General features: G+C 47.9%; 16 protein-coding genes. 12 read left to right on the top strand and 4 right to left on the bottom strand.

Annotated elements, in window-relative coordinates; translation table 11 throughout:
• The first annotated feature begins 5 nt into the window (after nucleotides 1-5).
• Entirely contained in the window at nucleotides 6-1427 is a 1422-nt protein-coding gene (locus AM1_RS21735) for a WGR domain-containing protein (RefSeq protein ID WP_012165046.1), read from the top strand.
• On the opposite strand, the gene AM1_RS21730 is transcribed toward AM1_RS21735, so the two are convergent.
• The 3 genes from AM1_RS21730 to AM1_RS21720 form a co-directional block, all read right to left on the bottom strand.
• The gene (locus tag AM1_RS21730; protein ID WP_012165045.1) at nucleotides 1411-2841 is read right to left on the bottom strand and encodes a reverse transcriptase family protein; all 1431 of its coding nucleotides are present in this window, start codon (nucleotides 2839-2841) and stop codon (nucleotides 1411-1413) included. The two genes, AM1_RS21735 and AM1_RS21730, sit on opposite strands and share 17 nt — an antisense overlap.
• 479 nt (nucleotides 2842-3320) lie before the next feature.
• Nucleotides 3321-3830, bottom strand: a complete 510-nt coding sequence (locus AM1_RS21725) for a hypothetical protein (RefSeq protein WP_012165044.1) — start codon at nucleotides 3828-3830, stop codon at nucleotides 3321-3323.
• Nucleotides 3831-3912: 82 nt separating this feature from the next.
• Nucleotides 3913-4464 carry a 3'-5' exonuclease gene (locus AM1_RS21720; RefSeq protein ID WP_012165043.1) on the bottom strand — a complete coding sequence of 184 codons (552 nt, stop codon included), beginning with the start codon at nucleotides 4462-4464 and terminating at the stop codon, nucleotides 3913-3915.
• A 642-nt stretch (nucleotides 4465-5106) separates the two neighbouring features.
• Here AM1_RS21720 and AM1_RS21710 point away from each other — a divergent pair.
• Complete coding sequence (locus AM1_RS21710; protein ID WP_012165042.1) at nucleotides 5107-5481, top strand: VOC family protein; 375 nt, start codon at nucleotides 5107-5109, stop codon at nucleotides 5479-5481.
• A gap of 584 nt (nucleotides 5482-6065) precedes the next feature.
• Here AM1_RS21710 and AM1_RS21705 read toward each other — a convergent pair.
• Nucleotides 6066-6323, bottom strand: coding sequence for a hypothetical protein (locus tag AM1_RS21705; RefSeq protein WP_041660099.1), 258 nt, complete (start codon nucleotides 6321-6323; stop codon nucleotides 6066-6068).
• A gap of 175 nt (nucleotides 6324-6498) precedes the next feature.
• Here AM1_RS21705 and AM1_RS21700 point away from each other — a divergent pair, with 175 nt between their 5' ends.
• The 10 genes from AM1_RS21700 (at nucleotide 6499) to cas12k (ending at nucleotide 13768) form a co-directional block, all read left to right on the top strand.
• Complete coding sequence (locus AM1_RS21700) at nucleotides 6499-8922, top strand: type I restriction-modification system subunit M (RefSeq protein ID WP_012165040.1); 2424 nt, start codon at nucleotides 6499-6501, stop codon at nucleotides 8920-8922.
• Nucleotides 8915-9328: a XisH family protein gene (locus AM1_RS21695; protein ID WP_012165039.1), complete on the top strand. Its 414-nt coding sequence runs from the start codon at nucleotides 8915-8917 to the stop codon at nucleotides 9326-9328. Before AM1_RS21700 ends, AM1_RS21695 begins: the two co-directional genes overlap by 8 nt.
• Nucleotides 9316-9654: a XisI protein gene (locus AM1_RS21690; protein WP_012165038.1), complete on the top strand. Its 339-nt coding sequence runs from the start codon at nucleotides 9316-9318 to the stop codon at nucleotides 9652-9654. The genes AM1_RS21695 and AM1_RS21690 overlap by 13 nt, the downstream gene beginning before the upstream one ends.
• Nucleotides 9655-9749: 95 nt before the next feature.
• Nucleotides 9750-10151: a hypothetical protein gene (locus AM1_RS42270; RefSeq protein ID WP_012165036.1), complete on the top strand. Its 402-nt coding sequence runs from the start codon at nucleotides 9750-9752 to the stop codon at nucleotides 10149-10151.
• The gene (locus AM1_RS37700; protein WP_071819958.1) at nucleotides 10091-11032 is read left to right on the top strand and encodes a restriction endonuclease subunit S; all 942 of its coding nucleotides are present in this window, start codon (nucleotides 10091-10093) and stop codon (nucleotides 11030-11032) included. Before AM1_RS42270 ends, AM1_RS37700 begins: the two co-directional genes overlap by 61 nt.
• Before the next feature lie 66 nt (nucleotides 11033-11098).
• Nucleotides 11099-11650, top strand: a complete 552-nt coding sequence (locus AM1_RS21675) for a Uma2 family endonuclease (RefSeq protein ID WP_012165034.1) — start codon at nucleotides 11099-11101, stop codon at nucleotides 11648-11650.
• A 104-nt stretch (nucleotides 11651-11754) separates the two neighbouring features.
• Nucleotides 11755-12015 (top strand): hypothetical protein, encoded by a 261-nt coding sequence (locus AM1_RS21670; protein ID WP_012165033.1) that lies wholly within the window; start codon nucleotides 11755-11757, stop codon nucleotides 12013-12015.
• On the top strand, nucleotides 12012-12347 hold the full coding sequence (locus AM1_RS21665; protein WP_012165032.1) for a type II toxin-antitoxin system RelE family toxin: 336 nt from the start codon (nucleotides 12012-12014) through the stop codon (nucleotides 12345-12347). The genes AM1_RS21670 and AM1_RS21665 overlap by 4 nt, the downstream gene beginning before the upstream one ends.
• Nucleotides 12348-12357: 10 nt before the next feature.
• Nucleotides 12358-12930 carry a type I restriction endonuclease gene (locus tag AM1_RS21660; protein ID WP_012165031.1) on the top strand — a complete coding sequence of 191 codons (573 nt, stop codon included), beginning with the start codon at nucleotides 12358-12360 and terminating at the stop codon, nucleotides 12928-12930.
• Nucleotides 12830-13768, top strand: coding sequence for a type V CRISPR-associated protein Cas12k (cas12k, locus tag AM1_RS21655; protein ID WP_194290188.1), 939 nt, complete (start codon nucleotides 12830-12832; stop codon nucleotides 13766-13768). Before AM1_RS21660 ends, cas12k begins: the two co-directional genes overlap by 101 nt.
• Nucleotides 13769-14201 lie beyond the last annotated feature (433 nt).

Genomic DNA, 14201 nt, shown 5'->3' with positions numbered 1-14201 from the left:
TCAGCATGGCTGAAGAAAGAACGTATTTAGAGCTGTCAGAAGACGAAGGGGTTGCCCACAAGTTTTACGAAGTGGTGGTGAATGGCACCGAATTAAAAATCCGGTATGGACGGATTGGCAATGCGGGCCAAACCCAAGAGAAAACCTTGGCGACCCCCGAAAAAGCCAAAGCAGAAGCCGAGAAGAAAATCAAAGCCAAGCTGCGCAAAGGCTATGAACATGCAGTCCAGGGGGTACGGAAGAAGCGGGCCATTACTCGGCGGGAAATCACCAGCACCCGCTCCTCGGCCAAGCGTGCGCCCGTCCTCTGGAAGTTTGCCTCTGGTGCCTCCGCCTTTGGCATCTTTATTGATGAATCGCGATGCTGGGTAGGCAATCAAAAGGGACAAATTTTTACCCTCACCCCCGATGGCAACGTCATTCAAGAGTTTAAACTTCCCGATGGCGTTAAATGCATTGTGGCTGATGATGATTGGCTCTATGCCGGTTGTGACGATGGCAAAGTCTACGACCTAAGCGGTAAAATCCCCCGAGTGGCCTATTCTATTGCCGAGGATGTCGATATCTTTTGGCTGGATATCAACGACGGGATTTTGGGGGTCTCGGATCGCCAGGGTGTCGTCACCACCATTAACCATGAAGAAGAATCCCAGTGGCATCAACGCAGTAGTGGCGATCACGGCTGGATGGTCCGGTGCGATGAGATCGGCGTTTACCATGGCCATGTCGGTGGAGTGACGATGTATGACTGGGAAGACGGTCAGGTGATTTGGAATCAGCGAACTCAGGGGGCGGTCCTGTTTGGCTGGCAGGAAGAGTCAACCGTGTATGCCGGTACCAGTCAGGGCCAGGTCTATTGCTTTACAAAACAGGGGCAGCAAGAACAAGTTCTCAAATGCGATAACCAGGTTTATTCCTGTGCAGCGGCGGCAGACGGCAAATATGTCTTTGCGGGAGACAGTTCCTCTTCTATTTATTGTTTTGATGCAGACGGCAAACGTCTCTGGAAGCTGGGAACCGGATGTGGGTCGGCCTTCTCCATGCAGTTTATTCAAGATCGTCTATATATTGTGACGACGGATGGCTCGTTGGCCTGTATTGATGCTAGTGAAGCCGCCATTCAAGCCGCTCAAGCTGGTACGGTGCCGGATGTGGTGAATGTGAAAGCGCCGAAACTAGATGCGATCGCAGCTTCGTCTACGTTAGAAACCACCACCCAGGCTGGCCAGGGCATCATCTTAGTCTGTGTAAAAGACGGCAGTAAATTGCGAGTCCGGGTGGAATCTGCGGGTTATCACACCGACTGGAATGTCCAATTCCCCAAAGAGATGCGGGAAGCAGGAGCGCGCTACGTGGTCGAAGACCTGCGGGAATCTGCCCGCGGTGGCTTCTATCGTGCCTATGGTGAAATCAAGAAGCTGGTTTAAAGGCTTGAACGCGGGGTGGGTACTTGCGCTTAATTCGCTTAACTTGAGCCTGGAACTGGGCTCCGCGTTCAGGATTCACCATCTCCACAAAGTTGGCATAGCCTTGGATCTGAGCAAACGATACTGGTTGGCCACCCCAATGTTGATCGTCGTAGCCTGACTGTTCAATTTGGTGGAGCAACGCCCGAAATCGCTTGAGGGTTTTACGGTCAACGTTCAGCTTTTCGTTGACCACCACCCCTGTCACCTCTTGTTGTCGACCACTGCGAAGCACCCGTGTCTTTTGGGGATGAATCGTAAATCCTTCGTGGGTGACAATGGCATGGGTCCTTCGCAACAGCTTGCCCACCTGCTGCTGAGGCTGACCTGTGGCTGAGAAGGTTAGATCATCGGCGTAGCGCGTATACCGATATCCCAACTCTGCCGCCATGGCCGTCAACCGACGATCTAGACGCCGACAGAGCAGATTGGTCAATATGGGGCTGGTGGGTGCCCCTTGGGGTAAATGTCGCTGAGACTGGGCCACATAGTAATGCTGACCATCCAAGCCCACCTCCACCACATCTGGTTCTGTACAGAGCAGGGCAAAAATCGTGGCAGCAGCTTCGCTATAGCCAAAGGAACGAAATAAGCCTTTAATCCGGGGATAGGAAATAGACGGGAAAAAATCTTGGAGATCGAGGTTAATCACCACATCAGCCCCCAAGTGTGGCGTTGCATTGGTAACGATGGAGCGTCCTGAACAAAACCCATGAGCAGCTTCGTGGAGGGGGATGGCTGCTAGAAGCTTTTCTGCAATCCAGTATTGGGCCTGCTTCAGGCGGGGCATGGGGGCTGAAATCAGCCGTTCTCCCCCAGTTTTCTTGGGGATTTTGAAGCGGACATAGTGGGAAATTTGGGCGGTACGCCGAGAAAAGGCTAAGAAGCGCAACTGGCCAACGCTAATCTGCATGGCCTTGGCAATCTCTTCTGCTGTTCCGTAAGCAGGAAGTCCATATTGCTGAAGTCGGGTCCGATCGCACTCGGTCTGATTAAGGCCCCCGGAAACTCCTGTTCCCAGATAGACAATATCCCGAGCTTTTCGATCCCGCCATGCAGCGGCTCGGGACTGTCGTTCTTGCTCTCTCCGTTCTTTGGTTTCTTGGCGTTTCTTTTTAGACGCAGCGAGTCGCTCTTTGTAGAGCTGCTTTTTAATGGCGGCTTCGTTGTGCAGTTTGCGGTTCTCGGCCCGCAGTGCTGCCAGTTCTCGCTGAATTTCTCCTTTACGTCGAATCTCATCCGTTGGATCTTGGGGCATCTCGCCTTCGGCGGGCCAAAATCCTAACCGCACCATTTCTTCTAGGATGACCTCATCACGGGAGCTTTGGCGGACGCGATCGTAGAGTTCTTGGCGAGTACGGGGTTGATTGGACATGGAGTCAGAAAGGTGAACTCGATGATATAAATAGCGGTCTATTTAGAAAAAAATAAACCCGGTCAGTTCAGCGCCTCTTCGTAAACCTCTTCGGACTGGATTGCTCAACTCGAGCGGGGCCGCCCTACCATCGCTCGTTAGTTTCATGGAAACTAAACCGTAACAGCGATGGTAGGGCGAAGCCCCGCACAGTAAAGAGCAAGCCAGTGATGCGCGTTTAGACTAATCACATGAATGGCGATGCACCATTCGGGTTGCAAGGGGTAAACCTAAACTGACCGAGCTATATAGTACTTTTGTACTGTTAGTGTATCATAACACTCTCTTCGTAGAATGCCCAATATCAAAGTTGGGTTTGCAGTCTTAAAGCTTTCTATGAACATTGGAAGTGGCTCGGGACCGTCATAGATACAACGGCCAACATCGTCCGTTTCCACTGGAGGTCCAAACCCACCCAAAAGGGATATTCCATCGACTCGTTAAGTCTCGTTGAGTCGGTAAATTGACACGATCTGACATCCTTCAACATGCGGATCCGTACCATTCGTCTGCAACAATTCCTTTTGGATAGCCTTAACGGTCTGATAACTCAGTACTAGCGCATTAGGGGACAAGGAACGGTTGATACTATCCACATCATTTCCCCAATTGGTGAGCAAGGAGATGTCGCAATAGCCATCGATTAAATCAAATCTTAAAAATCGTGGATCGCTTTGATCATGCTCGCTAAATCTCAAACCCACCAGATCTCCCTGCCCTATCTCACTCTGCTTGTGAACAGCGTAGTCGTAATCCGTTATTAGGTGAGTCTTGCAATCCTGATTAACAACATGGTTCCAATCGTCCTTCTCTGTTGCATCAAAAAGGCTGGGTCTGAGAATGCCATCTATCGAATCAAAACAGGTAAAGGCTAATCCCCGCCATCGGCAGTAAGTGATCCAGCGATCGCCGTCTCTAGGAGAGAAACTCTCGACAATGGTAAACAGCATGTTCTTAGACTCACGGCTCGGTCAATATTGTTCTGAATAGGGGGACTCATTGCGAAACACCTGTTGTGAACTTTCTAGAGACTCACTCAGAAAAAGCAGTTTGAACAATGCGGGCAATATTTCGAGCGTCATCTATACCCCGATGATGAACCCCTTCAAGCTCTAGACCTAATTCGGTCAATGCGCCTGCCATACCAAACTTCTTTTTTGAGTTGATCTCGCTAGAGAATGCTCGCTTTAAATTGAGATGATCCCCCGGAAAGGGATAGCCAACGCCATGCATCTGGCAATCCTGCACAAATTGATGCCGATCATAATCTCCCCAAGAGCAAAACAGATAACTCCCACAGGGGTAAAACCAAGATTGAAAATCTTTTAGAGCCGCCGGGAAAAGTGGGGCCTTTTCAATATCCTGCTGAGAGATGGATGTCAGAGATTTGCAAAACTCAGTCAGCACAGGATGAAGAATGGGCTTTATGAAGGTCTGGTATTCACTTTCTATCTGCAGAGTTTGTGAGTTGAGAAGCACAGCTCCAATCTCAATCATCTCCATTCTGCGGCGAGGAATGGAATTATCATCTGCACAGGTGGCTTCAAGATCGACAATCAAGTAATATTTCTGGCTAATTTTCATTGACGTCGTGAAGGGGACACCCCAGGCCCCTATAGGAATAGGACACTCGGTGCCTAGCTAAACATAAGTTCTTTTGTAGTTTCTAGATCTTTCCCTGTCAAAGCAGAGGCAGTCTCTTCGCGCATCATACCAAGAACCCTAAGGCTTTCGTCCCTCGTCATACCTCCGTTTCTAAGGGCGCAGTAGGCCAGCCAGTTCGATATAAGCCCTAGGATGATGACAGTTATACACTCCAAAATTAAATGACACTTTTTCGGAATTAATGTCGCAGCTCTAAATCCTTGAAGAATATACCAGATGAAGACTTCGGAGAAATTCAACTTTTTTCTCAACTGATTATCTTTCCAAAATTACATGTCATTTCTTTTAGGGCTTTCCAGAATTAGGCGTCATTTCTTATCTGCAGCGCCAAATCTACAAATTTTATTGATGGCACTGTTGTTCTTGAGATAGATATTTCTAGTGAGTGAATAGATAAGTGATAACTACCAATGTGTCACTTTATCTATCCAAATCAGAGCATTACACGACACTTGACATCTAATATTCTGTGTAGAGGAGTATATGTCAGTCAGTCGTCTAACCATAGTTAGGCCATGTAAAACACTACCGCTGACCCAACGAAGTAAAACAGGGGGACTTGTGTTTGACCATATAAAGTTCGGCGTTCGCGACTTTGCGCTGAGCAGGAACTTCTACCTTAAGGCACTCGAACCAATTGGGGTGACTGTAGTTACGGATTGGCCGCCAAATGGTGCTGAGCTTAGTCAACCAACCGGCATGAGTTCCCTATGCCTGTACCAAACGGAAGAGACACCCGCGCATCTACACATTGCATTTGTAGCTGAGAGTCGGCATCAGGCCGACGCGTTCTATCGAGCCGCCCTCAATGCAGGCGGGCAAGACAACGGACCGCCTGGACAACGTCCTCAGTACAGTGGGCGGTACTATGCGGCCTATGTTCTTGACCCCGACGGACACAATATTGAAGTGGTCTGCCATGAGATCGAAACCTAACACGGTCGGAATACTGGTTGAAAAAAGGAGCAGTAGTGGTTGCCCCCAGCCTAACAAGCGCACGCACACGGACCGCCAAACTGCTACGCGCTTTGTCAGCAAGTGATGCGAGGCGTTACATAACACTACTTCTGGGAAACGAACCAGAAAATTCTATTTTATCCACCTAGAATCATAAAGATTACTAATATAGCATCGTGACTGGCTGGTCCTGAGATACCTAGAAAGCCCAAAAGGTGAAGAGTTCTGTGTTTTATCCTCGCACAAAACGATATCGTATACATTCCCTAGCGACCAGTCACATTTCTAGTTTTGTGACATTAATTCTGGAAAATTTGTACATTGCACGGATAAATGAAGCAGGTTAGAAATTACTGTCGCAAGGCAATCATGCTTGTCTCTATCATTTGATAAAGCTCTTAGGCATTCGGCTCATATTCCATATCCAGAGCGGATTTGCATCGTTAAGTGTTATTTCTGTGCTACGTAATATCGATCTTTGCGTAGCTAAGTGTCGTTTCTTTTCCATAGAGGAGCTTTATCGTCTTCTTACAGCTTGGTGAAGCCTTTTGAGTACAGCCTGGTTAATGAAGGGGGAGACGTGCTTGTATAGCCGATTGGGTGGTATCAAAGACCCCTCGATTATCAATGATGTAAACGTCGGTGTCCTGCAGAAGCAGGGACTCAAGAAATTGCTGTTTGTGTTTTTGATCGAGCTGGACTAGGGCGTAGGCCATTTCGCCGGTTTCTGTGGATGGGGCGCTATCAGGACGATCGAGAATATTGCGGTCCATCCAAGAGGCGAAGGGACTATTGATGTATTGGACCAGGTCTTGTGGCAAGTAGACAAGGCCAAGGTGAGATCGCTACATAAATATGCAGGGCTAATGGGAACACTACTGAGTCAATTTTGACCAGGATAACCAAAAGAATATGAGTATCTAGGATGAAATTGTCCAAAAGGGGGCATAGTGGAGGATGTTCTTTGAGTATGACTTGACTTAGCAGAGGTAGCTGATGGATGCAGCATCACAAAACAAGCTGATTTCATTCATTTGGTCGATTGCAGATGACTGCTTGCGTGATGTCTACGTTCGCGGAAAATACCGCGATGTCATCTTGCCGATGTTTGTGCTGCGGCGGTTAGATTGTCTGCTGGAGGAGACCAAGGATGCAGTCATGGAAGAGGTTCGGTTTCAGCGGGAATCCGTGGGGCTGACCGAGCTAGAGTCTGGTGCGTTAAAGGATGCCTCGGGCTATGTGTTCTACAACACTTCAGATTGGACGCTGAAAAGATTAGTTGAAACGGCGTCCAATAACCGCCAAATTTTAGAGGCCAACTTTAAAGCCTATCTGGATGGATTTAGCGAGAACGTCAAAGAGATCATTGACAGTTTTTATCTGCGGGACCAAATCAAACGGATGGTGCAGGCGGATGTACTGTTAGATGTCTTGGAAAAGTTTACGAGTCCCTATATCAATTTCAGCCCAACTCAAGGTGAAGATCCGGATGGACGCAAGCTGGCGGGTTTGAGCAATCTGGGGATGGGCTATGTGTTTGAGGAGCTGATCCGTAAGTTTAACGAAGAAAATAACGAGGAGGCTGGAGAGCACTTCACCCCCCGCGAGGTGATCAAGCTGATGACACACTTGCTGTTTATGCCAGTGAAGGAGCAGCTTCCGCCCGTGATGTTGATCTATGACGGGGCCTGCGGTTCAGGGGGGATGTTGACAGAGTCCCAAAACTTTATCAGCGACCCGGAGGGGGGAATCAAATCAGATGCTCAGGTCTACCTCTATGGCAAGGAGGTCAACCCGGAGACCTATGGCATTTGCAAGTCGGACATGATGATTAAGGGGAATAGTCCTGAGAACATCAAACTGGGATCGACGCTGGCGATGGATGAGTTTGCCGGAATGCGGTTTGATTTCATGCTGGAAAATCCACCCTATGGCAAGTCCTACGCAGCGGATCAAAAACATATCCTAGATGGCAAGGATGTCCTGGATGAGCGGTTTTTGTTACCACTGAAGGATTTTTGGGATGAGGAAAGTTTAGAGAAGGCAACGCCCCGCTCTTCGGATGGGCAGTTGCTGTTTCTAATGGATATGGTTAGCAAAATGAAGCCTCTGGACCAGAGTCCGGCAGGTTCCAGAATTGCGTCAGTTCACAATGGGTCTTCGCTGTTTACAGGGGATGCGGGTAGCGGGGAGAGCAATATTCGCCGCTACATCATTGAAAATGACTGGCTGGAGGCGATCGTCCAGTTGCCTCAGAATATGTTTTACAACACCGGCATTTCCACCTATGTGTGGGTGCTGTCGAATAATAAGGCACCGGAACGGCAGGGAAAGGTGCAGCTGATTGATAGGTCGGAGCTGTATCGCAAGCTGCGGAAGAATCTGGGGGCGAAGAACTGTGAGTTTGCACCGGAGCAGATTGAGAAGATTACTCACCTGTATTTAGATCGGGTGCATCAGCCGACGTTGCCGCCTAGTGAAGATAGGGAGCTGCCACCGCCGCCCATCTCTAAGGTGTTTGATAATCAGGATTTTGGCTTTTACAAGGTAACTGTGGAACGGCCCCTGCGGCTGTTAGCTCAGTTTACGCCGGAGCGGGTGGCGACGCTGCGCTATGTGCCTGTCCTGGCGGAGGTAATGGAGTGGGCCTATGGTGAGTGGGGTGATGAGATTTACACGAGCCTAACGGACCATAAGCAAAAAATTGAGGAATACCTGGAAAAGGAAGAAATTAGCCTGACGGCGAAGAATCGCAAGGCGTTGTTTACAGCGAAGACCTGGGAAAATCAGCGGGATTTGATGCAGGTAGCGGAGCAGCTCATGGCCTCGGTGGAGCAGGAGGTTTGGCATGATTTTAATGATTTTGCTGAGCGGGTGAATGATACGCTCAAAACTTTGGCCAGACAGTTGGACAGCAAGCTGTCGGCTAGTGAGAAGAGGCAAATTTTTAATGCGGTGAGTTGGCGGGATGAGGCGGCGGCCAGGGTGATTAAAAAGGTGCATAAGCTGAAGGGTGAGAAGCTAGCGGAGTTATTGGAGCATTTGGGCACCACGGAGGAGCACCTGGCGGACTTTGGGTACTGGCCTGGGGAAACGGCGGGGCAGTGGATTGAGTATGAGACGGATAGTGAGCTGCGGGATACGGAAAGTGTGCCGTTGAACTATGGGCAGGCACTGGAGCGGGGTACGGCGCAGATCCATGGGTATTTTTTGGCGGAGGTGCGGCCCCATGTTGAGGATGCTTGGATCGCGTTGGATAGTACGAAGATTGGCTATGAGATTAATTTCAATAAGTATTTTTATCAGCACAAACCGTTGAGGAAGCTGGAGACGGTCGTTGAGGAAATTTTAGAGCTGGAGAAGAAGACGGAAGGCTTATTGAAGCGGTTAGTCAGTTTTGGGGCGACTACCGATGGCTAAAGATATCTTTCATGATGCGGTGAAGCGTGGTCTGGAAAGTGCAGGCTGGACGGTGACGGACGATCCGCTAAGCCTAAAGTTTGGCGATACTCGGATCTATATTGATTTGGGTGCGGAGCGTATTTTGGCCGCAGAGCGAGGTGAGGAAAAAATTGCCGTCGAGGTGAAAACCTTTGCCAGTGATTCGGTGGTTTTCGATTTTCATTTGGCTATCGGTCAATTTATTAACTACCAGGTAGCATTGGAAAATAAAGAGCCTAATCGTCTGCTATATCTAGCTGTTCCTGAAGAGATTTACAGTACGTTTTTTCAGTCTTTGTTGGCAAAGTCGGTGGTTCAAAAATATCAAATTAGGCTGATTGTTTATGAGCCTGAAACGGAGGTGATTTTAGAATGGCTGAGTTAAAGGACTATCGATGCTTAGTTGAGGATTTGCTCAGGGAGTTACACGGCTATGATCACTCTAGCCATAGCGATGTGGAGTCTCAGCTAGTGTTTGATGCGGAGCATAATCACTATCTTTTGATCGATGTGGGCTGGGAGCAAAAGCAGTTTGTGTACGGCACCATTGTCCACATTGATATTAAGGACAATAAGGTCTGGATTCAGCGCAATAATACGGAGATTAATTTGGCTGAACGGCTGGTGGAGCAGGGCATTCCTAAACAGAATATTGTGTTGGGGCTGCACTCACCGTTTATGCGGAAAGCGTCTGGCTATGCGGTGGGCTGAGGATTTGGGAAACGGTGGTTGAGGAAATTTTGGTGCTGGAGCAGAAGATGGAAGGCTTGTTGAAGCGGTTGGTGAGTTTTGGGGAGGTATAAAGGATGTTGACTTTCCCAAAACATGAAACTTATCAAGATAGTCAAGTTTCCTGGCTTAATGAGGTTCCAAACCATTGGCGAGTAGAGCTTGGAAGAAATTATCTGAGGCCCAAAAATGTAAAAAATATCGGTAATCACGTTAAAACCGTTTTATCCCTGAGTTATGGAAAAATTGTAATTAAGCCCAAAGAAAAACTACATGGCTTAGTACCTGAATCCTTTGAGACTTATCAGATTGTTGAGCCAGGGGACATTATTGTTCGGGCAACAGATTTACAGAATGATCGAACGAGTCTTCGAATTGGATTAGTTCAAGACCATGGAATTATCACATCTGCTTATTTATGTCTTTCCCCTTCGAAGCAGATAGATCCAAGATTTACTTACATGCATATGATTTGCTGAAGGTCTATTACGGTATGGGGTCTGGGTTACGCCAAAACTTAGACTACACAGACTTTAAATATTTACCTTTAACGATTCCTCCGATTGATGAGCAACGCCGGATTGTTGAGTTTCTTGATCGGAAAACTGTTGAGCTTGATGATGCCATAGCAACCAAACAGCGCCTCATCGAACTCCTACAAGAACAAAAAGCCATCCTCATCAATCAAGCCGTCACCAAAGGGCTAGACCCCAATGTGCCGATGTGCGATCGCGGCATACATGGACTAGAAAAAGTTCCTAATCATTGGAAATTGTGTAGTGTCAAAAGACTTACGCAAATCTTGAGAGGGAAGTTTTCTCATAGACCTCGTAACGATGCAAGGTTCTATGGTGGACAATACCCATTCATTCAAACTGGTGACATATCCCAAGCTGGGAGAAGAATCACAAAATATTCACAGACTCTCAATGCCAGAGGATATGCAGTTAGCAAAGAATTTCCTGCTGGCACAGTTGTAATGGTTATTACCGGAGCAAAGACTGGAGAGGTTTCAATTTTAGGTTTTAATGCTTGCTTTCCTGATAGTGCCGTTGGTTTTTTCCCAAATCCAGGTGAAGTTTCTGCAGACTTTCTCTATTACATGTTTGGAGTGCTGAAAACTCGGCTAGACGAAGTCTCAATTGTTAGTACTCAGGAAAACTTAAACGTCGATCGCATTGGAGCTCTATATACTGCTTGTCCCCCTGTAGAAGAGCAGAATCAAATTGTAGATTTCCTAGATAATCGGTTACTTGGTTTTGAAACTGCTCAAGTAAGAGCAGAAGAACAAATCAATAAGCTTCAAGAATTTAGAGAAATTTTGATATCACATGCTGTAACCGGCAAGATAAAAGTCTGAACTTAAATTTGCCATACTAAAACTACTGATACATCAGCCCTTTCCCCAGTCTGAGGCTAGGTCCCTATGACCGTCACCACCTACAAATGGACCATAGACCGCTACCACCAGGCCATCCAAGCTGGCGTATTCGACGACCAGCCCGTCGAACTACTACGCGGAGAAATCATCATCATGCCCCCAGAGGGTGAACCCCACGCCTACTACAACAGCGAAGTCGGTGACTACCTGCGTAACCTGCTGGGCAGCCGAGCCAAAGTCCGCGAAGCCCACCCCATCATCCTCAGCGACGACTCAGAACCCATCCCCGACCTAGCCATCGTTAAACCCCTGGGCACCGTCTATCTAGACCATCATCCCTACCCCAGCGACATCCACTGGCTCATCGAATTTTCCGACGCCACCCTCACCCAAGACCTGACCACTAAGAAAAATACCTATGCTGCATCCGGAATACAGGAATATTGGGTCGTCAATTTAAAGGATAAACAGCTCCATATCTTCAAAAGTCTGCAGAATGGGCACTATGATACCGAAAACATCCTGAAAACTGGCACCGTATCACCCATGGCCTTTCAAGATATAACAATTCAGATATCTTACCTCATGCACCCATAGCTCAAGGCCCAACCGATAGCTAACTCAGTGTAAGAACAGAAAATATAAAAACGTAGGGATAGCCCCGACTAAAATAGAGAGACACAAGCAGGAGATCCCTAACCGTGGTGAATTCATCCCTTGAGGGCCAAGTCCGATACGTGACCAATGCTGCTGGAGAACCCACCGATGTTCTAGTTCCCCTCGCCCTGTGGCAGCAAGTGATCAGCACCCTGAAAGATCCTGCTAGCGGTTTAGCCTGGGTCGATGAGCACGAATCCAACGCCCAGCTCCTAGCCGATCTTAAAATCTCTCTTCAAGAAGCCGCGGCTAGGCAAACCTTCCCAGCTTCTCAGCTCTGGGATGATCTAGCAGACGAACCATGATCTCCGTTCGCTTTACCCCTAGATTTAAGCGTCGTCTCAAAAGCCTCAAAAAGCGCTACCGCCAAATTCAATCCGACCTCCAGCCCGTTATTCAACAGTTAGAGCAAGGTAACTTCATCGGTGACCAAATTCCCGGAACCACAGCTACTGTCTTCAAAGTTCGTGCCAAGAACAGCGATATTCCCACCGGCAAAAGTGGCGGATATCGAATCATTTACCAAGTGATATCACCTGAAGACGTGCTCCTATTGCTGGTCTACGCTAAATCAGACCAAGCTGATGTCAGAATCAACGAGATTCAAACTGCCGTAACCGAAGCCCTAGAAGAGTGAGAAACAATTCATGGTCAGCCAAACCAATGAGAAAGCCCTAGAAAACTGCATCGAAAACGCACTAGTACAGGGGGCAGGCTACGAAAAAGGATCACCGGCTGACTTTGACCGCGAATTTGCCATCGATACAGAAAAATTCTGGCGCTTTCTAGAGACTACCCAGCCCAACGAACTCGCCAAAGTCCAGGACCAGCCCAACTGGCAACGCCTCATCCTCGAACGCTTTCACCGCAAGGCAAAAAAAGACGGTGTCCTGGCCGTGCTCAAAAAAGGCATTTCCATCAACGATGCCGACTTTACCCTGCTCTACAGTCTCCCCTACAACGACGCCAACCCTGCCATCCGCGAAAATTTCGAGCGCAATATCTTTTCTGTCACTCGCCAAGTCCACTACTCCGAAAGCGATCCGGGCCTGTCCCTCGATATGGTGCTGTTCGTCAACGGTATCGCCCTGGCCACCATGGAGCTAAAGAACCCCTGGTCTGGCCAGACCGTCTACCACGCTAAAAAGCAATACTGCCAGGACCGCGACCCCAAAGAAACCCTGGGTAACTCATCGACTGTATTTTCACGGCACCATTGATGAACGACTGCTCTCTGACGAAGGAACTGCAGAGGTCCGCGCTGAAAAAATCGAAGAGGAGAATGGGAAGTTGCGATCTTTTGAGGGAAAATCGCTCAATACACTCAAGGAAACGCAAAAAACATACCTAAAGCGGACTCAATCATCCATTAATCGTCTTCAGAACGCTTCTCTCAGAAGGCCCCATGTTTCTCCTTGCATTGGAAACCCTGAATTAACTATGGGTGTTAGCCTTTATTGTGGGCTCCCACTTCAAGCTTCAATCGTAAATAATCAGACCCGCAAGCTGGTTGCAACCATCACGGCTCCTCAACTACTCAAATTGGAGGGCTATCAAGATAAGCTAAAACCTTTTAAGAGAAGTCAATTCGCCTATTTGATAGGCCGTGTACATCGCCAAAGAGTTTATTGGCGCAAGATTAAAAAGAAAGAATTCTCCAAAGGAAGGCTACGCCGTTCAAAGAGACTAGAAAATCTTGGAAAAAAATGCGACCAGCTTATTGCGTATCATTTGATTCAATGGGCTCAAACTCATCAAGTTGGAGACATCGTCCTTCCATCTCCCCATGGCATTCAAGATCACATTGAAGCCAGAGTTCAGTCTCTGGCTCAGCTCAAGTTCCCCAACAATAAACAGCTCCAGAAACGGTATGCAAAAGCCATTCGCCTGAGATATCCACGTTGGAGCTATACCCGTTTAATTCAATGCATCGCAGACTGTGCTGAGAGGCGAGAGATGAAGGTGAACATCTTGAAATTCTATAAAAATGCTGGTCCCTTTGAACAATCTGTAGAAATTGCTTATGCTCATCTTCAGTATGAGGCCCCTAGTTCCTGAAGATTTGCGAAGTGGTTATTTTACTCCTGATTAGGAGAGTAAAATTAACGACAGCGCATGGATAGTAGGCTGTAAAGCCGAATACCGTGAAAATTATGGGCCAGTTTAACTACTTTCCAGTCCCTGTAGTTGTCTGCTTTTGAGTTCTTTTCAAGAACTGGGCAGCATGGTCGCACCTGTTGCAGAAAGCAATGTTTTTGAGATTGGTTTCATTACCTATTTCAAAGATACAGGCATACGTATCGTGGCAGCTCTAAAATGCCCCTCAGGAGGAAATTAACCATGCCTTCCTTGTCTATGGGAGGGTGTTGTTAATACCTAATCGGGGGGAGCCCTAGACTCTCTGCGCTTTTGTAGGTCACTAACCATTCAAGAGGTCCGCGCAATTCCTAGGAGTATTGACGAGTATGAGTTACAGGCTTTTGGAGCTAGC

It is taken from the genome of Acaryochloris marina MBIC11017 (genome assembly GCF_000018105.1).
In the GTDB taxonomy this organism is placed as follows: Bacteria; Cyanobacteriota; Cyanobacteriia; order Thermosynechococcales; family Thermosynechococcaceae; genus Acaryochloris; species Acaryochloris marina.
This window is presented reverse-complemented; position numbering and strand designations above follow the sequence as displayed.

What these genes read in the sequence shown, in the direction of transcription:
- AM1_RS21735 (WP_012165046.1), top strand. Translation starts at nt 6, where the DNA reads ATGGCTGAAGAAAGAACGTATTTAGAGCTGTCAGAAGACGAAGGGGTT.
- AM1_RS21730 (WP_012165045.1), bottom strand. Translation starts at nt 2,841, where the DNA reads ATGTCCAATCAACCCCGTACTCGCCAAGAACTCTACGATCGCGTCCGC.
- AM1_RS21725 (WP_012165044.1), bottom strand. Translation starts at nt 3,830, where the DNA reads ATGCTGTTTACCATTGTCGAGAGTTTCTCTCCTAGAGACGGCGATCGC.
- AM1_RS21720 (WP_012165043.1), bottom strand. Translation starts at nt 4,464, where the DNA reads ATGAAAATTAGCCAGAAATATTACTTGATTGTCGATCTTGAAGCCACC.
- AM1_RS21700 (WP_012165040.1), top strand. Translation starts at nt 6,499, where the DNA reads ATGGATGCAGCATCACAAAACAAGCTGATTTCATTCATTTGGTCGATT.
- AM1_RS21695 (WP_012165039.1), top strand. Translation starts at nt 8,915, where the DNA reads ATGGCTAAAGATATCTTTCATGATGCGGTGAAGCGTGGTCTGGAAAGT.
- AM1_RS21690 (WP_012165038.1), top strand. Translation starts at nt 9,316, where the DNA reads ATGGCTGAGTTAAAGGACTATCGATGCTTAGTTGAGGATTTGCTCAGG.
- AM1_RS42270 (WP_012165036.1), top strand. Translation starts at nt 9,750, where the DNA reads ATGTTGACTTTCCCAAAACATGAAACTTATCAAGATAGTCAAGTTTCC.
- AM1_RS37700 (WP_071819958.1), top strand. Translation starts at nt 10,091, where the DNA reads ATGTCTTTCCCCTTCGAAGCAGATAGATCCAAGATTTACTTACATGCA.
- AM1_RS21675 (WP_012165034.1), top strand. Translation starts at nt 11,099, where the DNA reads ATGACCGTCACCACCTACAAATGGACCATAGACCGCTACCACCAGGCC.
- AM1_RS21665 (WP_012165032.1), top strand. Translation starts at nt 12,012, where the DNA reads ATGATCTCCGTTCGCTTTACCCCTAGATTTAAGCGTCGTCTCAAAAGC.
- AM1_RS21660 (WP_012165031.1), top strand. Translation starts at nt 12,358, where the DNA reads ATGGTCAGCCAAACCAATGAGAAAGCCCTAGAAAACTGCATCGAAAAC.